This window comes from Paenibacillus sp. FSL R7-0331, assembly GCF_000758645.1.
Lineage (GTDB): Bacteria > Bacillota > Bacilli > Paenibacillales > Paenibacillaceae > Paenibacillus_AQ > Paenibacillus_AQ camerounensis.
In genome coordinates this window covers 6,595,972-6,614,038 of the sequence record NZ_CP009284.1, presented here as the reverse complement: position 1 = coordinate 6,614,038, position 18,067 = coordinate 6,595,972, and the positions used below count along the sequence as shown (strand labels likewise).

At 52.7% G+C, this 18,067-nt stretch carries 14 protein-coding genes; 4 read left to right on the top strand and 10 right to left on the bottom strand.

The window, feature by feature from the left end; translation table 11 throughout:
• Window positions 1-35: 35 nt before the first annotated feature.
• From preA to R70331_RS28800, 3 genes are read left to right on the top strand one after another with little or no spacing between them, the layout of a single operon-like run.
• Window positions 36-1,325: an NAD-dependent dihydropyrimidine dehydrogenase subunit PreA gene (gene preA / locus R70331_RS28810; RefSeq protein WP_042181485.1), complete on the top strand. Its 1,290-nt coding sequence runs from the start codon at window positions 36-38 to the stop codon at window positions 1,323-1,325.
• Entirely contained in the window at window positions 1,326-2,753 is a 1,428-nt protein-coding gene (gene hydA / locus R70331_RS28805) for a dihydropyrimidinase (RefSeq protein WP_042181483.1), read from the top strand.
• A 1-nt stretch (window position 2,754) separates the two neighbouring features.
• Window positions 2,755-2,994 carry a hypothetical protein gene (locus R70331_RS28800; RefSeq protein ID WP_042181481.1) on the top strand — a complete coding sequence of 80 codons (240 nt, stop codon included), beginning with the start codon at window positions 2,755-2,757 and terminating at the stop codon, window positions 2,992-2,994.
• A gap of 80 nt (window positions 2,995-3,074) precedes the next feature.
• Here R70331_RS28800 and R70331_RS28795 read toward each other — a convergent pair whose 3' ends face one another.
• The 4 genes from R70331_RS28795 to R70331_RS28780 all read right to left on the bottom strand — a co-directional run bounded on the left by R70331_RS28795 (window position 3,075) and on the right by R70331_RS28780 (window position 8,954).
• Entirely contained in the window at window positions 3,075-3,698 is a 624-nt protein-coding gene (locus R70331_RS28795; RefSeq protein ID WP_231576371.1) for a GNAT family N-acetyltransferase, read from the bottom strand.
• A gap of 102 nt (window positions 3,699-3,800) precedes the next feature.
• The gene (locus R70331_RS28790) at window positions 3,801-4,481 is read right to left on the bottom strand and encodes a cohesin domain-containing protein (protein WP_042181479.1); all 681 of its coding nucleotides are present in this window, start codon (window positions 4,479-4,481) and stop codon (window positions 3,801-3,803) included.
• 241 nt (window positions 4,482-4,722) lie between these two features.
• On the bottom strand, window positions 4,723-5,817 hold the full coding sequence (locus R70331_RS30820; protein ID WP_052419259.1) for a response regulator: 1,095 nt from the start codon (window positions 5,815-5,817) through the stop codon (window positions 4,723-4,725).
• Window positions 5,818-5,828: 11 nt separating this feature from the next.
• Window positions 5,829-8,954: an ATP-binding protein gene (locus tag R70331_RS28780; RefSeq protein ID WP_042181477.1), complete on the bottom strand. Its 3,126-nt coding sequence runs from the start codon at window positions 8,952-8,954 to the stop codon at window positions 5,829-5,831.
• A gap of 172 nt (window positions 8,955-9,126) precedes the next feature.
• Between R70331_RS28780 and R70331_RS28775 the strand changes: the two genes are divergently transcribed.
• A complete protein-coding gene (locus R70331_RS28775; protein ID WP_042181475.1) occupies window positions 9,127-9,744 on the top strand; it encodes a TVP38/TMEM64 family protein in 618 nt (205 codons plus the stop codon).
• Here R70331_RS28775 and R70331_RS28770 read toward each other — a convergent pair.
• From R70331_RS28770 to R70331_RS30810, 6 genes are all read right to left on the bottom strand, one after another.
• The gene (locus R70331_RS28770) at window positions 9,730-11,241 is read right to left on the bottom strand and encodes an aminotransferase class V-fold PLP-dependent enzyme (protein WP_042181473.1); all 1,512 of its coding nucleotides are present in this window, start codon (window positions 11,239-11,241) and stop codon (window positions 9,730-9,732) included. The two genes, R70331_RS28775 and R70331_RS28770, sit on opposite strands and share 15 nt — an antisense overlap.
• Window positions 11,242-11,372: 131 nt before the next feature.
• Window positions 11,373-11,849: a DsrE/DsrF/DrsH-like family protein gene (locus R70331_RS28765; RefSeq protein WP_042181471.1), complete on the bottom strand. Its 477-nt coding sequence runs from the start codon at window positions 11,847-11,849 to the stop codon at window positions 11,373-11,375.
• 155 nt (window positions 11,850-12,004) lie between these two features.
• Entirely contained in the window at window positions 12,005-12,328 is a 324-nt protein-coding gene (locus R70331_RS28760) for a hypothetical protein (RefSeq protein WP_042181469.1), read from the bottom strand.
• A gap of 128 nt (window positions 12,329-12,456) precedes the next feature.
• On the bottom strand, window positions 12,457-14,604 hold the full coding sequence (locus R70331_RS30815; RefSeq protein ID WP_052419258.1) for a bifunctional diguanylate cyclase/phosphodiesterase: 2,148 nt from the start codon (window positions 14,602-14,604) through the stop codon (window positions 12,457-12,459).
• Between the two features lie 259 nt (window positions 14,605-14,863).
• Entirely contained in the window at window positions 14,864-15,487 is a 624-nt protein-coding gene (locus R70331_RS28750; RefSeq protein ID WP_042181467.1) for an acetate uptake transporter, read from the bottom strand.
• Between the two features lie 146 nt (window positions 15,488-15,633).
• Window positions 15,634-17,973 carry a putative bifunctional diguanylate cyclase/phosphodiesterase gene (locus tag R70331_RS30810; protein WP_052419257.1) on the bottom strand — a complete coding sequence of 780 codons (2,340 nt, stop codon included), beginning with the start codon at window positions 17,971-17,973 and terminating at the stop codon, window positions 15,634-15,636.
• Window positions 17,974-18,067: the final 94 nt, after the last annotated feature.

Here is an 18,067-nt window from a genome sequence, read left to right as displayed (position 1 = left end):
ATCCCCGGACTACATATGACAGGGAGGGAACAACTATGGCAGATCTGCGAATTGATCTAGCAGGAATTAAATCACCCAATCCGTTCTGGCTGGCCTCTGCGCCGCCTACCAATACGGGATATCAGGTCCAGCGGGCTTTCGAGGCCGGTTGGGGAGGTGCGGTGTGGAAAACGCTGGGCGATCCGATTATCAACACCTCTTCGCGGTTTGCGGCGGTGCACTTCAACGGACAGCGCGTAGCAGGCTTCAATAATATTGAGCTGATTACGGACCGTCCGCTGGAAGTGAACCTCAAGGAAATATACGAAACGAAAAAAAGATTCCCTGATCATGCGGTGATTGCCTCCCTGATGGTGGAGCCGAAACGGGAGAAGTGGCATGAGATTGTCAAAAGGGTGGAGGATGTGGGGGTTGACGGGCTGGAGCTTAACTTCGGCTGTCCGCACGGCATGGCCGAGCGCGGTATGGGTGCTGCCTCCGGGCAGCAGCCTGATCTGGTGCAGGCACAGACAACCTGGGTGAAGGAGGTAGCGACTACGCCGGTAATTGTGAAGCTAACGCCCAACATTACCGACATTACTGTCGTTGCCCGTCATGCAGTCAAAGGCGGCGCAGATGCGGTCAGCATGATTAATACAATCAACAGCCTGGCCGGAGTGGATATTCACAGCTGGAATACCATTCCGCATGTCGGCGGGCAGGGTGCGCACGGCGGTTATTGCGGTCCGGCAGTCAAGCCGATTGCCCTGAGTATGGTAGCTGAATGTGCCCGTGACCGCGGTGTCGGTATACCGATCTCAGGAATCGGCGGCATTTCTACCTGGCAGGATGTAGTTGAGTTCATGCTCATGGGGGCAACCGGCATCCAGGTCTGCACGGCGGTGATGCATCACGGCTTCCGGATTGTTGAAGAGATGATTGACGGCTTAAATAACTATCTGGATGACAAGGGGCTTGCTTCCGTAACGGAGCTGATCGGTAAATCTGTGCCGAAATACTCCAACTGGGGTGACTTGGATCTTAATTACAAAGTCGTTGCGCGGATCAATGAAGACAACTGCATTAACTGCAATAAATGCCATATTGCCTGCGAGGACGCTTCGCACCAGTGTATTGATATGCTGACCAATGCTGACGGAAAAGCGGTTCTTCAGGTGCGTGAGGAGGATTGTGTGGGCTGTAACCTGTGCTCCATTGTCTGTCCGGCTGACGGTGCGATAGATATGATAGCGCTGGACAGCGGCGCGGCGCCGATGACCTGGAACCAGCGGCAGCAGGTAATCAGCACCCTGAACGGCTCACATTCAGAAGCGGAGGTGGTCTAGATGGCCAAAATAATCAAGAATGGCACGATCGTCACGGCTGCAGACACGTATACTGCGGACGTCCTGATTGAGAATGGGATAGTAACCGGGATCGGCCTGAATCTGGAGTTGCCGGGCGCTGAAATAGTGGATGCCTCCGGCTGCTTTGTGTTCCCGGGAGGGATTGATCCGCATACCCATCTGGATATGCCTTTTGGCGGAACCGTCACCGCTGATGACTTCGAGAGCGGAACGGTTGCCGCTGCATACGGCGGTACGACAACGGTCATTGATTTCTGCCTGACCACCAAAGGCCAGCCGCTGCAGAGGGCCGTAGATACGTGGCATAACAAATCTCAGGACAAAGCGGTGATTGATTACAGCTTCCATCTCATGGTGTCGGAGCTGAATGACCGGGTGCTTGACGAGCTGCCGCAGATTATCGAACAGGAGGGCATTACCTCGCTGAAGGTGTTTATGGCCTATAAGAATACCTTTCAGGCTGATGACGGCGTGTTGTATAAGACACTGCAGGCTGCCAAGCGTGAAGGTGCGCTTGTAATGGTTCATGCCGAGAACGGCGATGTCATTGAATATCTGGTAGAGCAGGCGCTGGCCGCAGGAAATACGGACCCGATCTATCATGCACTGACCCGGCCGCCTGAGCTGGAAGGTGAAGCAACCGGGCGTGCTGCTTATTTAACAGAGCTGACGGATTCACAGCTGTACGTTGTGCATGTGACCTGCGCCGAAGCGGCGTGGAAGATTGCCGAGGCCCGGAAGAAGGGGCTGCGGGTGTACGGCGAGACCTGCCCGCAGTATCTGGTGTTGGATCAGACGGCGCTTGAGAAGCCGGACTTTGAGGGTGCCAAATACGTCTGGTCTCCGCCGCTGCGTGAGCAGTGGAATCAGGATGTGCTGTGGGATGCGCTGTGGAACGGCTCGCTGCAGACGATCGGCTCAGACCAGTGCTCGTTTGATTTTAAAGGGCAGAAGGAGCTTGGACGCGGTGACTTCTCCAAAATTCCAAACGGCGGACCTACCATTGAAGACCGCTTCAGTCTGCTGTACTCCGAGGGGGTGCAGAAAGGCCGTATCTCACTGAACAAGTTCGTCGATATCATCTCTACCTCCAGCGCCAAGCTGTTTGGCTTGTTCCCGCAGAAGGGGACGATTGCGATCGGCAGTGATGCTGACATTGTCATTTTTGATCCGTCGGTGGAGAGAACCCTCTCAGCTGCAACCCACCACATGAAGGTTGATTACAATGCGTTTGAAGGCTTTGAGGTCAAGGGCGAGCCGGTTTCTGTCCTGAGCCGCGGAGAATTTGTCATCCGTGACAAGCAGTTCGTCGGGGAGGCAGGGGCGGGCAAATACCTGCACCGTAAACGGTTTGAGGCGGAAGCGGCATTTCCGGCCAAAGCGGAAATCAGCGGAGGAGTGGTCTGATATGTCAGCTTTTGCGGAATTCGACAAGGAACGGCAGGCCGTTGATGCGCTGCTGCAGCAGGGTTATGGAATTGTAAATATTACAGAAGATCTGGACGGTGCCGAGGTAACGTTTATCCGCAGCGGTTCGGATGATGATCCGGTGAAGCTGCTGCTGCTGACTGCAGATGCGCGCAAGCATGTGGCTACAGCCGTTTTTGCCGGGCAAAAGCCGGGAGCTCCGGTGGAAGCTCCTATTTGAAACGAAGAATTAGGAAGCTGGCAGACTGCCGGTTCCATCCGTAACCTGGTACGGATGGAACCGGCAGTTTTGGTATGCAATTATGTATTAAGATGCTGTGTGGGCTCGTGTGCATGCTCCTTATACTCTTGCCGCAGGATAGACATAATTACCATGGAATCGAAGGAATCCCCGTGTTTGACTGCTTCGCGCAGGATACCCTCTGTTGTAAAGCCTGCAGCCTCATACACATGCCGCGCTGTGGAATTGAATTCTTTAACATCCAGCCATAAACGGTGCGTCCCCGTGTTAGTGAAGATCCAATCCTTGAGCAGAGAGAGCGCAGCAGTGCCATAGCCGAGTCCTTTCATGTTAATGACGATCCGCAGGAGGTTTACAGACTGATTAGGGTCCTTGAGTCCGGTGATAATGATGTAGCCGGCCGGCTGCCCGGTTTTATCCTGAACAATCAGATGTAACATATCTTCATCGGTTATGGCTGCAGTATGCTTTTCCCTGCTCCATTGTCCGATATAGCGGCAGTTAAGCTCATTCTGTTCAGCAGCCAGTACGAAATCAAGATCCTGCCGGGCAGCCGGCCGGAGATCAACATGTTGTGAAGTGATAAGTATTCTTTTACCCCCCTTTTTTATCTGAACCCGGAATATAAGAATACAGTACCTGAGTTTGAGGGAGATGCCAACAAAAAAAGGCTTTTTCCGCATCCCGGTATACAGAACGGAGAAAAGCCTGATTAACCATGAAACGATCTGGTTATATATAATAAATATGATATCGGATAATGATACATAAATTCATTTGCTGTATTAGGCCAAGAGGTTAGTCTTCACGCTGGAACCCTTTGAGTACACGGAGACTTGTGGGGTGGGGACGATAGCTACGGGCTCTGAAGCGAGTACGGTAATGTCTGGAGAATAGAGATAAAAGCCGTTGCTGGCTTCAGACGTTCTGATCCGGGTGAACTCGTTGGCTAAGCTGATTGTTGAAGATCCGGCAAGTGTATGCTCTTTTACACGGAGTTTAAAGGCAACCAGAGTCTGATCAACAGCCGGGATGTGGGCCTGCTTCGAGTGGGTTTCCACCTGGATATCAATTCCGCGCATGGTGGTGTTCATTCCGAAGTAAATGCCGCCGTCGACCGGATTCATAAAATTGTACTGAAAAATGTTTCCGACCTCGTTACCGGGTGTAAAGGCAGAATCGCTGTAAGCTGACTGTACAAGATACTCGGCATTATCAAAAACCTCACTGTCATACTGCACTATAAAATTCATATAGCTGTAGCCGCGGTCATTCGGGGCGAAATTGCGCAGGTTCACTAGCACAGTCACTTCGTCTCCCGGCGCATAGGCAGTCTGGTCGGTTGTGACCTCAACAGACATAGCGGGCGGCGTATTGTCTATGGTAACCTCACGCACCATGGAGAACATAAGAGTAAGAAAATTCGAGCCTTTAAAAGCTTTTTTGAAGCCCTGCCATCTGTTCAATGTAACAACCTCCATATACTCGTGTAGTACTATCCGATGTGTAGACATTGCTGTGTAAATCAATGGTACTATTTGTCACTGATAAAACACTGATAAAAAGTCGAAGCTTGGCAGAAATAATCGAAATGATACCGCTTTATACGAAAAAATAGCGAAAAAACAGCCCGGCAGACGTCTGCCGGGCTGTTTTGCAAAAAAATATGAGGCCTAACTGCGGATAAGCTGGCTGACTGCGTAAAGTCTATGTACCAAGGCGTTTGTAAGCATCGAGGAACCACTCCGGAAGCTCCCCGTCCATCTCATTCCTGTAGGATTCACAGAACTGGGTGAAGCGCCGCTGGGCGCGCAGGGGCTTACCAGTCTCATAATAAAGCGCGATGATCTGCAAAGCATAGCTCTCCTCAAGCGGTTCGAGCTCGGCCAGCCGGAGGGCATATTCCTCGGCTTCATACTGGCGGCCTGACTGAATCAGCCCCAGTGTAAGCTGCTCCAGCAGCTTCAGGTAGAGCTGGCGGTATTTATCGCGGACCGAATAGATCCAGAGGCTGTCCAGAGACTGCAGCAGCTCCCCTGTGTACAAGGAGGAAGCATCACGCAGGCTATCCAGATTGTTGCTCTGCAGCGCTGCAAGTGCGGCTTCCTGAAACTGTTCCGCATCCCCCTCGATGTCCTTGGCTTCCAGACGGTAATTTTCCCGGTCAGAGGTCAGCTCGATATTGTCGCCGAGGGCGGCATTCTTTAAGGTTTTACGGATCTGATAGACGGTGGTATGCAGATACTGCTTCCCCTTCTCGTAGTTCCATTGCGGAAAGACATCGTTCAGAATAACGCTGACACTGCCTTGCCGGTGTATCCATAAATAAGCAAACAGCTCCTCTGCCTTATGCGTGCTCCACTTAACGCTGCCGAGGGGCCCGGTCAGGATGTGGCCGCCAAGGGACTGGAAACGTGCAATTGGGCTGGATTGCCCGGACTGTCCGGACTGCATTCGCTTGGACAGGAATTTGGACCAGGTTTTAAGCAGCCGGGGCGGGTCTACCGGCTTCAGCAGATAATCTGCCGCTGAGAGGTCGAAGGCCTCGACAGCATAGCTGCGGTAGGCGCTTACGAACACGACCTCCGTATCCGGCGAGAACGGCTGCAGGTTCTCGGCAAAGGCAAGCCCGGACAGCTCCGGCATTTGAATATCAAGAAAGATCAGATCAGGCTTCAGCTCGGCGGCGGCCGTGAGGGCCTCCCGGGGGTTATCAAAGACATGGATTGACGCAATGTTCTCACATTGCTGCAGCAGCTCGCGCATCTGTTCCAGCGCCGGCCATTCATCATCTACAACCATTACAGAATAATTCAGGAGACCTCACCCTTCCATGGTATTCTTATTCGTACTTCAATTCCGCTGTCTTCGCCGCGGGTAAGCAGTAGCGGATGGCCGAATTGCTTCAGCAGGCGGCGGTTAATATTTTTCAGGCCGATCCCTGTACCTTGACGAGAGGAGGAGCGGTAATCGTCCAGCATCCAGGAGGCCAGCTGCTCATCGCTCATCCCCTTGCCGTTGTCGGAGACGGTAATGACTATATATCCGTCCTGCAGGCTGGTGCTGAGGACAAGGGTGCCTCCGCCGATCTTTTCCATCAGGCCGTGCCGGACGGCATTCTCGACAATCGGCTGTACAATCAGCGGCGGCAGTGTGAATTCGGAGACCTCAATATTGTACTGAACACTCAGGCGTTTGCCGAACCGGGCCTGCTCCAGCGACAGATAAGCTTCAGTCAGCTCCAGCTCCTTCTCGAAGGGAATGGCTGTTTCCTGGTTGCTGAAATCAAAGCTTCCCCGCAGAAAATGACTGAGATCGTAGAGCAGATGCCTGGTCTTCTCGTTATCCCGTGTGCTCATCCAGATGATTGTGTTGATAGAGTTGTAAAGGAAATGGGGCTTGATTTGCGCACGAAGCATAGCAATTTCCGAGCTGAGCCGCTCCGCCACTGACCTTTTGAGTTCAACGAGCGTTTTAACACGGCCCTTCAAATCGCTCCAGGCATAGGGCTTATGGATAAAGTCATTTGCTCCGGCCCGGAAGGCCGATTCATTGAAATGGAGCTGCTGCCCGGCCGTGGCCATTAGCACAGGCAGATCCAGCGGGCTGAAGGTCTGGCGGATAATTCTGCACAGCTCAAGTCCCGACATCTCAGGCATCATCACATCGATGATACAAAGGTCGAAATTACGGTCCCCGGCAAGGAGCGCCAAGGCTTCTTTGCCGCTGCGGATACTTGTAATCATATAATTCTCCAGTGCCAGCAGGTTGGTCAGCGCCTTGAGATTTGCGTAATCATCGTCAACAACCAGTATGCGCGGAGTGTCCGGTCCTGCGTCTGCGCTCCGGCCGGGCTGGGTTACCGGGATGAGCGGATATTTCCAGTCGTCGTCAAGGGCTTCCGGAGAAGGCTTGACCGGTGTAAGCAGCAGCTCCCGGTTTTCGGGCTCTGCGGCTGCGGATGCAGATGCGGGCTGACTGACCGGGATAGAGAAGGTGAAGCTGCTCCCCCTGCCGGATACCGACTGTACCCTGATGCTGCCTCCGTGCAGCTCGACGAGCTTGCGGGTAATTGCCAGCCCGAGCCCGAGCCCGCCGCTCTCCATTGAATCCGCTTCATTGACCTGTTCATAATCACGGAATATGCTTTCCAGACGCTCAGGAGGAATTCCTTTGCCTGTATCGGTAACAGTGATGGAGATGACATCCCCGCTCCGCTCTGCCTCAAATACTACGCTGCCGCGGTCAGTGAATTTGAGGGCATTATCCAGCAGGTTGTACAGAATCTGCATCAGCCTGTGCTCATCGGCTTCAATGAGATAGGCCCCGGGCGGAATGTGATTTTTGATGTGGATATTCGTTTTTATATTCAGGAACTGGAAGACCTCAATGACGATGTTTGCGACTCCCTGTATATCTACCTGCTTCCAGTGAAGGGTAATCCGCTGCTGCTTGATCTGCTCATAATCAAGGATATCCCTGACCATGAATGCCAGGCGTCTTCCCGTTCCCAGTATCAGACGCATATCCTCACGCTGTGAGGAGCTGAGCGGGCCGCCGCTGCCCTCATAGAGCGACAATGAGATGTTAATAATGGCATTCAGTGGTGTCCGCAGCTCGTTCGAGGTTTTCAGCAGGAATTCATCCTTGTCTCTGTCCTTGCGCTCAAGCTGATGCGACAGCTGCTTAATAGTCTCATAGGCATGAGCCTGCCGTGCAGACAGGAAGAGGCCTTCGGCGAGGACAAATATGGGCCCCGATACTGGCGGTATGGAGTAAAATTCGGTACCCATCATAAGGTTCTTGGATACGGTGAGTACGAACATAATGGCGGCAACAACGCCGATCAGCAGATAAAAGGAGCCGGTCTCCCGTAGCATTGCCGCTTTAGCCATGACATAAAAGGTGTAGATAATAGAGATTATACTAAAGATAGTTAATATATCGGAGGCCCTGGAGTAGATCCGCTCAGAGCTCACCAGAGTCAGAAGGCAGAAGCCGATGGAATAGGTGAAGGTGATTCTGCGGAACAGCCGGGAATAGAGTGCCGGAAACAAAGAATAGGTATAGCTGGCTACAAATGAAAAGCCGATCACACCAGTTATCAGCTGTATTTTGCTAAACCACTCATAGGGGATTGAGGGGGAGAGATCGAATAGCAGCTTTTCACTGTGAGTAAGCAAATAGAAGGTAATGGTTAAGCAATACATCCCCAGCTGCAGTGAGGGATAATCTTCTTTGCGCTGCAGGCCCTGACCCATGAAATAGACTCCGATAAAAGCGAAGCCTGCTATCAGCACGATGTCATACACGTTATTCCGCTTATCAAGGGCTTCTATGGCTTCAGGAGTTCCGATACGGATGGACTCTGCGATTGCGCCGCTGTTGTACATGAAGTTGGAAGCATGAATGATAATGTCCACCTGGCCGGTATCACTGTTAAATGTAGCGGTGTAAGGCTGGTTGCGGGGCACTGTTTCCTGGAGTGATTGCCCTGTAAGCCCGCTGCCTCCAAGCGGCTCTCCGTCTATGAATAGCTGGCTGGAAGTACGGATGTTATTCACCTTTAAGGCAAAGGACGTGCTGTTCTCGGGCAGCAGCAGCTGCAGACGGTAGGTTGCAAATCCATATCGGTTGTACTCCTTCTGATTCCATGTTCTCCAGCTTCCGGGAACAGAAAGATAGCTGACATCATCCGCTTGTATGGTGTTCGCGGGCTCGAGCAGCTGATTCCAGTAGAACTCCCACTTGCCGTCCAGTTTATAGGTTGTATCATTATCGAAGGTGCAGCCGGATAAATCGATAACACCGGGTTGCGGCTGAACACATGCACCGCTGCTTCTATTCAGCAGGGGATATACTGCTGAGGCTGCAAGCAGGCAGATGCATAGCAGACCCAGAGCTCTTGTAGCCAGCAGTCTGTAATCAAGCAGTTTCATAAGGAACCTCACTTTGGAATATAACTTCTGTCAAACTTCCGCATCATTCGTCAATAATTTCATCATAGCCTTGCCGGCTTCTGCTTGTCCAGTCACTAGTACCCAGAAAAGTGTTGTATAATTGAGGCTCACGACTTGAGAAATTCAGTGTTTGATGAGGAGAGGGCAATTGATGTATTTACTGGATATATCGTCATGGCTGACGGAGGAGAGGCTGCGGATTCTGCTCGAGCAGTACCGGACACTTGGGCCGCTGCCCGGAATCGGGCTGACGTTTATGAAATCCTTCGTTCCGCCGCTTCCGACAATCGCAATCGTTGGCCTGAACGGTGCAGTATACGGTTTATGGCTCGGTTTTTTATATTCGTGGCTGGGGCTGGTGGCAGGCTGTACGGTAACCTTTCTCATTATCCGCAAGATCGCCTCTCATCCCTACCTGCAGAAATGGTCGCGCAGGCCAAAGGTAGCCAAAAGCATGACCTGGGTGCGCCAGAGCGGCTTCAGTTATGTTTTTCTGCTCAGCCTGTTCCCGGTCGGCCCGTTCGTGGTGATTAATATGGCCGCCGGGCTTGCCGGGATGCGCCTGCGCTCCTATCTGCTGGCGATATGTGCGGGGAAGGCGATTATGGTGTTCGCTGTTTCTTATATCGGCAATGATGTGCAGCGGTTTATCCGTAACCCGTGGGAGATCATCTATGTGGTGCTGTTTATTGCGGGCTCCCTCTGGTGTGTAAAGGCTATCGAAGCCCGGTTTGCCCGGGCCGCGGCAGACCGGTTACACCGAGAATAGGCTCCGGACCGCAGCCTCTGTCTCTGTCTGGCCTGAACGATGGACCCAGCTGTTCGTTGCGGCGGTATAGCTGTAATCGCTGCTCCATTCCATTCCGGATTCAGTCAGGCTCTGCACTGCTGCTACCATTCTGTCAATTTCGGCATCTGTCATTATGGGGTGGAGGGAGAGGCGGACCCAGCCGGGCTTGGAGGACTGGTCCCCGGCATGCAGATCCTGAACGATCTGCTCCGACTGCTTGCGGTCAAGCCCCAGCAGATAATGTCCATAAGGACCGGCACAGGAGCAGCCGCCGCGGGCCTGAATGCCGTAGCGGTCATTCAGCAGCCTGACGGCAAGATTGTAATGGAGATTCTGCAGGGTGAACGACACGATGCCATGACGCTCTGTCTGTCCGCCGGCCAGAATGGAGCAGCCGGGTATGCGGGTGAGTCCGGCTAACAGCCGCCGGCACAGCTCCTGCTCGCGGAGCCTCATCCATTCTCCGCTGCCGTTCATCCGCTCCTTCAGCTGTATGCAGAGCGCTGTGCGGATGGCCTGCATGAAGCCGGGTGTTCCGCCGTCCTCGCGGACCTCTACGTCGTTTATGTAGCGGCGTCCGCCCCAGGGATTAACCCAGACAACGGTGCCGCCGCCGGGCTCATCCGGGAGCCTGCCGCTGCAGAGACCGGCGTCTAACAGCAGCACTCCGCCTGTTCCAGGGCCGCCAAGAAATTTGTGCGGAGAGAAGAAGACGGCATCAAGCTTCTCCAGCGGTGAAGCGGGATGCATATCAATCACTGCATACGGTGCACTGGCGGCAAAATCAACAAAGCATACCCCTCCGTGGCGGTGCATTACGGCAGCGAGCTTGGGGTAAGGCGTCTCAATACCTGTGACATTTGAACAAGCGGTGAAAGAGCCTATCTTGAGCCGGCGGCCCCGGTAGCGGCTGAGCAGCACTTCAAGGGCCTCCGGGCTGATATTGCCGTCTACCCCGGCAGGCACAGTAACGACATCGCCGATGCCTTCCTGCCAGGGCAGGAGATTGGAGTGATGCTCCATGTGGCTGACGAAGATAACCGGGCGCTCCTCCGGCGGGCAACGGAAGCCCGGGCGCTGCCATTCAGGCAGCTTCAGGCCCATCAGCCGCTGCAGCTTGTTAACTGCACCGGTAGTTCCGTTGCCGCAGAAGATCAGGCAGTCATCCGGCCCTGCGTGGACATGCTGCCTGATGATCCGCCGTGCTTCATTATAGGCCAGCGTCATTGTCAGGCCGGTGGTGTTGGAATCGGTATGCGGATTGCTGACATAAGGTCCGAAAGCCTCCTGAATCCGGCGCTCGATCGGTTCGTATAGACGCCCGCTGGCGGTCCAGTCTGCGTATAGCAGCGGCTTCCGTCCAAAAGGGGTCGTAATCTGATGGCAAATGCCGATGGTATGCTCACGGAATGCGGCGAAATGCGCCGCAGGGTAAGCCGATGCCTCCTCGGGGAAGGCATGGTTGATGCTTGGCATGGACAATCCCTCCATCTAAAGCCGGTTAGTTCCCTGACACCGGCGCCGGTGACCTTGACAGGCTTCCGGCTGTGTCATCACGGCTCAGTATATGCCCGGCAGAGCAGATGGGTTAAAGCCCATGCGTCAAGCTAGATAAACAGCTGCATGTCACTTTCCAGCGCATCCTTCAAATAAGCAGAAGCATCCATCACTTCAACCTCCGGAAGCAGCTCCTCCGGCTTAAACCCCATAATATCCAACGAAAGCTTGCAGGCGTAGAATTTGATCTTCTTTTTGCGGGCACCCTTCAGGAAGTGGATCAGCTTAGGTGCTCCATTGTCCTCCATCATCTCCTCCAGCATTACACGGCCCAGACCGCTGAAATTCATGTGCGAGAGCGGGAGCTGCTGCGGTCCCTTCGGTGTCATCACGTCCATTAGCTTCTCGTACAGGCTCTTATCCTCCAGTGTCATTTTTTCCGGGTCCCTGACGAGAAATAACCCCCAGAATGCAAAGAACATCGTTACTTCAACTTCAATATCCCTTGCTGCATTGGCCAGAATCAGCCCGGCCATCGCCTTGTCATATTCGCCGCTGAACATCAGCAGATTTAATTTTTTGGTCATCTTTGTGTACCTCCGCAATTCTTAGAATGATACTAGTATGCTTGCAGCGGCCGCGGCATATGCCCGCCGTCACAAAGATGTACCTGCGGACAGGCTCCCCTCCGGGAACAACAAAAAAAGCTCCCGGAGGGGAGCTGGATCTCTACGTTCAGTTATTAATCTTGCGGGCTGTCCTGATCAGACGGTTCGCGTTCAGCCGGACGGCGCATATCGTAGTGGCGGGCAGCCCACCAGATGCTGCCGGTAAACAGTACAATCAGTCCGAGGATAATTGCGAACCGCCAGTCGCCGGCCTTGAAATTCAGCTGCAGGACGGTCAAGACCAGAGCAACCTGTGTCCAGACCAGTGTTCTTTTGCGGAAAGCAGTTATATTTCCTTCCATGGCAGGCATGCCGCGGATAATCCGGTAGGCGAGTATCGCCAGAATTAGCGCAAAGATGATTGTGCCAATCAGCTCTGAGTTAGTAAACGCATTCATTTTCTCGAAATCCTTTCGGGTTAACTTCCTGCTGCGTCGCGCAGCACAAGCTTATTATAGCGGCAAGCGGTTATTTTACCAAGAGGGCAGGGAAGCTTAGATGGGTTGAATATAAAAAGGCAGGCCGGCTATGAAGCCAGCCTGCTGATGATTTCCTCCGCCGGCAGCGGAGGAGAGAAATAGAAGCCCTGAATATGCGGGCAGTTATGGCTGATCAGAAATTCCAGCTGTTCTACCGTTTCCACACCTTCAGCAATCAGGTCATAGCCCAGCTGTGAAGCGACATAGACAATAGATTTGATGATGGTCTCGTCAATCGAGCTGATGCCGATTCCGGTGATGAAGGTGCGGTCGATTTTGATTTTGTTAACCGGAAAATGCTTCAAATAATTCAGTGAGGAGTACTTGGTGCCGAAGTCATCAATAGAGACGATAATGCCATGGTCACGCATCTGCTGTAGCAGCGGATAATGCTCCTCGAGGAGAGCGGTGCTCTCTGTAATTTCAAATTCCAGCACTTCTGTATCCAGGCCGTAATAATCCAGCACAGACAGCAGATTCTCAATCAGGTTGCGGTTATAGAACCAGCTGTTCGAAATATTAATGGAAGTGCGCAGCAGCGGCATACCCAGCTTACGCCATTCGCAGAGCTGACGGCATACCTCACGGATTACCCAGTCTGTCAGCTGAATCATCAGGCCGGCCTCCTCGACCGCGGAGATGAACGTGCCCGGCCCGATCAGCCCCTTCTCAGGATGATTCCAGCGGATCAGTGCCTCAAGGCCGATTGTCTTGCCGGTAACAGCGTTGATCTGCGGCTGGTAATACAGCACGAATTCCTCGCGCTCCAGCGCAGAGTGCAGGTATTTGGCAATCATGGTCCGCTGCTCCAGCTTCTCCCGCAGCTCCCAGTCGAAGATAAAGTAATTGCGGTCCTCCAGCGACTTGGCCTGATACATCGACATATCTGCAAATTTCAGCAAATCGTCTGTATGGCTGGAATGCTCCGGATAAAGGGAAATCCCGATGCTTGTAGACAGGCTCAGGTGGGCACCGGCAATCAGCAGGGTCTGTGAGATCAGTGTGCTGATCTGGCCGGAAATTTCCGGAATCCGCTCCTGCGGAAGATCGGAGAAGATCATGACGAATTCGTCGCCCCCGGTTCGTGCAAACAGTTGAAAGGGCAGACCGGCGCCTTTCAGCCGGCCGGCCAGCGTCTTGATTACCTGGTCGCCGATAGAATGGCCTAATGTATCATTGATTTCCTTGAAGCGGTTCAAGTCAAAAAAGAATAGGGTGTAGGTCTGTGTCGGCTCCGAGCATTGCAGCAGACGTTCGAACTCATCCATAAAATAACGCCGGTTTGGAATATCGGTCAGGCTATCATAATGGGCGAGCTTTTCGTACAGCTTCTGGGAAACGCTGAGGTCACGGGTACGGAGCTTAACTACCCGCTCAAGCTCATGATTAAACCGGTTCTGATGCCAGTAGAAATACAGGATAAAGGCGACGATGAGCAGGCAGACGACATCAATCCAGAGGACGCTGCGGAATACTGCCCATTTTTTCTGTGCCGAAAAAAGAGTGCCCATCAGCCAGTGCTGGTTATAGATATCAATAGGAGTGGTTACTGCTTCCCCGGCAGCTCCATCCTGCCGGCCGAACAGCAGAGTATAATCCGTGCTCGTAACATAAATAGAGGAATCCAGCGACTGGAGATGATCGGCTATGTCCTCTACCGTTACGGTAGCAGAAACGATGCCGGTAAAGGTGTTGCCGCTGTAAATAGCCTGTCTGATTACCATTCCATACTGGCCTTGGGCAAGCATGCGGGGCCCGTCAATGGTGATACCGCGTGAGCGGATGGTCTCCTGTACCATGCCTGATGATGAAAGGACTGGATCGAGCAGGAGGTCTTTATTCAGGATGGAGGTGTTGCCGGAAAGCGGATAGAGATAGCGGATAACCCCGTACGGGGCAATCACAATATTCATAACGTTCGTGTTTGAGTTGTTATAGGCGGTATACAGGTATTGATTGATCAGAGCGGGCTCTGCATCAAAGCCTACCGTTTGGATGAAGGAGCTTATTCCTTTGACAACCGATACTTTCTCTTCGAGATTTGAGGTTAGGGTGACGGCTTGTGAGGATAGATCGGCTTTTTCAGCCCGGTATTCCCGTTCTACCGATATGGAATAGTAATAGAAGAGAGAAAGCTGCAGCACGGCTAGGAAGCCGAGAATGATCGTTAAAGGCTTTTTATTAATGAAAGCCATGGAGTGCCTCCGATATAAGAAAATTCAACATTCTATAGCAATTTGGGCGAAAATGGTTCCTGCACCATCGTCAAATGTCGAGATATGTCGTAGGTGTCTCTATAGCATGTCATTTTTTGTGTTTTTGTGCAAGGAAAAACCTTATAGCCTGGCGGTAAAATAACAAAAACGGATAAATACAGTTCGCCTAAGGGCAGCTGTCTTTATCCGTTGCTCTTGCAGGTATTGCTATATGAATTTCAGTAAAGGCAGCGTCAGCTTATTTCTTGAAGATACGCAGAGGTGCGCCGACCGGCAGGAAGGTGCGTCCGAAATGGGCGTTGAGCACAGAAGCTCCGCAGCCGTAAAGGGATACCGCAGCAATCGCCATTTCCGATACTGCAGCCAGCTTGTGAAAGAATTCCGCAGCTACGCCGAAAGCATCCATGGAAAGTCCAAGGAACAGGAAGTCAATCAGGATAAAGATGATCAGCAGGACACGGTTGGCTTCAACTGCGCCGATGGTCATGAACAGGGTGAAGATCAGATATCCAAGGAATACGAAACCGAGCTGCTTCGGGTCTACGCCTTCAGCGAGTGTAGCGCCGAATACGCCGAGCTTGATCAGCCAGCTTGCGCCCATGCCGAACCAGAAGAAGGCATATGCGCCGAATGCAGTCATGCCGAAGGTGTTGTTGTGCTTGGCATCCTGAATGGAGGCGAACAGCTGGGCGAAGGCTCCGAGGAAGATTGCCCACGGAATAGCGTAGCTGAGTCCTGTTGTAATTTCGAGCTTTTGTGAAGAAGCGACCAGGGTGACGATAGCAAGTCCGAACAAGCCGATGGCGCTGGGATCGGCGGTGACAATTTTGACGGATTGCGTGGATTGGGATTGCGCTGACATAGCAATTAAAGCCTCCAATTTTCAAAAGTGTTCGCATAGTATAACAGCACCCGTATCGGGTGCTGTTATCAGCTTGCCTATCATATCATATCGCCATGAACTTGCCTATAAAAGAAGTGTTCATTTTTTGGCGGTAATTTCAATAATCAGGATAAAAATGCATAAATATTCACAGCTTGCAGCGGCTTGCTGATATAGTAGCCTTGAAGCTCGTCGCTGCCGAGCCGGCGCAGCAGATCGAACTGCTCTTTAAGCTCTATCCCCTCAGCAACTACCTTCAGCCCCAGATTGTGGCTTAGCTCAATAATAGTCTTGACGAGTACATCTCCTTGAGGCTCAAGTGTCATCTCGGATACAAAGGAACGGTCAATCTTGATGATATCCACCGGGAAGCGCCGCAGATAGCTCAGCGAGGAGAAGCCGGTGCCGAAATCGTCCAGCGAGATGCGGAAGCCGTAGCTTCTGAGCTCCTGGAGCGAGGAGAGGATATGATCCCCTGATACGAGCACGCTCTCTGTAATCTCCAGCTCCAGGCTGGAGCTGGGCAGTTCAAACTCTTCAAGCAGTGCAAGCAGCAGTTCGGACAAGCCGGGCTGTATCAGCTGTACCGCAGAAATGTTGACGGCTGCCGTCAGCTCAAGCCCGTCCTGGCGGAAGCGGCGCAGGTCCGAGCAGACCTGGCGCAGCACCCAGCTGCCGATGCTGATGATTGAGCCGCTCGTTTCGGCGAGCGGAATGAACTCGGCGGGAGACACCGGCCCATAGGTGGGGTTTGTCCAGCGCAGCAGGGCTTCCAGCTTGGCGACCTTCAGGCTGTCTGCACCCAGAATCGGCTGGTAATGCACTTCAAATTCATCATTTACTGCTGCGGACAGCAGCAGCTGGGAGAGTACCTTACGGCGGCGGATGCTTTCCTCCAGCTCCTCGGAGTATTGAAGGATGTTATTACGCCCGGATTCCTTGACATGAAACATCGCCAGGTCAGCCTGTTTGACCAGATAATCAGCATCTTCACCATTCTGAGGATAAATACTGACCCCGATGCTGGCCGTGTTATAGAGCAGGTGCCCTTGTATGCGGTGCGGGATAGAGAGTGCCTCCTGTATGCGGGACAGCTGGGCTTTCAGACTGTCTGAGTCAGGAGCGTCGGCAAGCAGTATGGTGAACTCATCCCCGCCGAGCCGGGACACAACATCATGCTTGCCGATGACCCTGGAAATCCGGAAGGCAATCTCTTTTAGCATTGCATCACCGAAATCATGGCCCAGCGTATCATTAACCGTCTTGAAATGATCCAGATCAATGAAGACAAGTCCGATCTGTCTGCCGGTGTCCCTGGCTGAGGCAATGGCTTCATTGAGCCGGGAAAAAAACAGCGAACGGTTAGGGAGCTGCGTCAGCGGATCAAGCATGGACTGCAGCTGCAGCTCCTCCTGCGCCTGCTGCAGGGAGTCAATCATCCGGTTAAATTCATGCTCGACCTCGCTGAATTCATCGTCTCCCGAGCTCTTCACCCGGATGCTGAGATCCTTGCTGCTGCCGATGGCCCGGATGTTTCTAACGAGTATAGACATTCTGCGAAGAATAAAATGTCTGACGAAAAGCAGACTGGCGATGCACATCAGCAGGGTCCAGATCAGGAAAAATTTCCGGAAGCTGATCACAGATTGAAGGCCGTTCTCATAAATCTCACGCGGCTGCTGCAGCGTGATCTCCAGTGCCGGATTGCCGAAGAGATCGCTGACTACGGAGTGGATGGATATCGTTTTGTCTGAATCCGAGCTGATCCATACCGGTTCACCTTGGCTTTCTGCCAGCGAGGCAGAATGAACAACCGTCATCCGGAGGGAGGATCTTGTTTCGTCCCAGATCCGGGTGATCTCTTCCTGCTGCAGCATTCTTCCGGCTACGGCTGTGCCGATTACAGGTCTGTCCCCGCTGTTATTGATGATCGGGGACAGCGTGATCAGCATCGGGCCGCTCTTAAGCAGCACAATACCGGAGCGGCTGTCGCTGCCCTCCAAAAGTCCGGCAAGCCGGCTGTGTATAAGTTCAAATAACGTAAGATATTCCGGGGTCAGACCGGCGACTGCGCCGGTACCCGGATCATAGATACCCCCATACCGGGGCTGACCGGTAATGTCGAGCAGTGCCATCATATCAAATTGATTAACCGCATAGGCTGCCGGGCTGAAATTGCTGTCCAGATAGGCTTGCTTGTCTGCCTCAGGCCCTTCTGCCGGCGATGCTTCCTGCATAAACCGGTAGGTATCGTCCCGGGTTGAATATTTCAACAGTCCTGTCTTCAACGTCTGCAGCTCGCTCTGATAGGATGAAACCACGTTATCCAGCTTGCTCCGCAGAGCTGCTTCATCCAGCTCCTCGAAGCGGTTCAGCAGAATAAAGTGCAGGAGCAGATAAGTAACACCTAGTCCGAACAAGGCCACAGCAACGATGAAGATTATTATTTTTCTGCTCAGCTTCATGTTGCTCCCCTTTATTAGTATAGACTTTTATAGGAAATAAGTACCACCTTACCCAGTGTACCATGAATAGGGAATATTTTGCAGCGTATTTATA

Excerpts from the sequence above, each read along its gene's own strand:
- preA (WP_042181485.1), top strand. The coding sequence starts at position 36 with ATGGCAGATCTGCGAATTGATCTAGCAGGAATTAAATCACCCAATCCG.
- hydA (WP_042181483.1), top strand. The coding sequence starts at position 1,326 with ATGGCCAAAATAATCAAGAATGGCACGATCGTCACGGCTGCAGACACG.
- R70331_RS28800 (WP_042181481.1), top strand. The coding sequence starts at position 2,755 with ATGTCAGCTTTTGCGGAATTCGACAAGGAACGGCAGGCCGTTGATGCG.
- R70331_RS28795 (WP_231576371.1), bottom strand. The coding sequence starts at position 3,698 with ATGCGGAAAAAGCCTTTTTTTGTTGGCATCTCCCTCAAACTCAGGTAC.
- R70331_RS30820 (WP_052419259.1), bottom strand. The coding sequence starts at position 5,817 with ATGGTTGTAGATGATGAATGGCCGGCGCTGGAACAGATGCGCGAGCTG.
- R70331_RS28780 (WP_042181477.1), bottom strand. The coding sequence starts at position 8,954 with ATGAAACTGCTTGATTACAGACTGCTGGCTACAAGAGCTCTGGGTCTG.
- R70331_RS28775 (WP_042181475.1), top strand. The coding sequence starts at position 9,127 with ATGTATTTACTGGATATATCGTCATGGCTGACGGAGGAGAGGCTGCGG.
- R70331_RS28770 (WP_042181473.1), bottom strand. The coding sequence starts at position 11,241 with ATGCCAAGCATCAACCATGCCTTCCCCGAGGAGGCATCGGCTTACCCT.
- R70331_RS28765 (WP_042181471.1), bottom strand. The coding sequence starts at position 11,849 with ATGACCAAAAAATTAAATCTGCTGATGTTCAGCGGCGAATATGACAAG.
- R70331_RS28760 (WP_042181469.1), bottom strand. The coding sequence starts at position 12,328 with ATGAATGCGTTTACTAACTCAGAGCTGATTGGCACAATCATCTTTGCG.
- R70331_RS30815 (WP_052419258.1), bottom strand. The coding sequence starts at position 14,604 with ATGGCTTTCATTAATAAAAAGCCTTTAACGATCATTCTCGGCTTCCTA.
- R70331_RS28750 (WP_042181467.1), bottom strand. The coding sequence starts at position 15,487 with ATGTCAGCGCAATCCCAATCCACGCAATCCGTCAAAATTGTCACCGCC.
- R70331_RS30810 (WP_052419257.1), bottom strand. The coding sequence starts at position 17,973 with ATGAAGCTGAGCAGAAAAATAATAATCTTCATCGTTGCTGTGGCCTTG.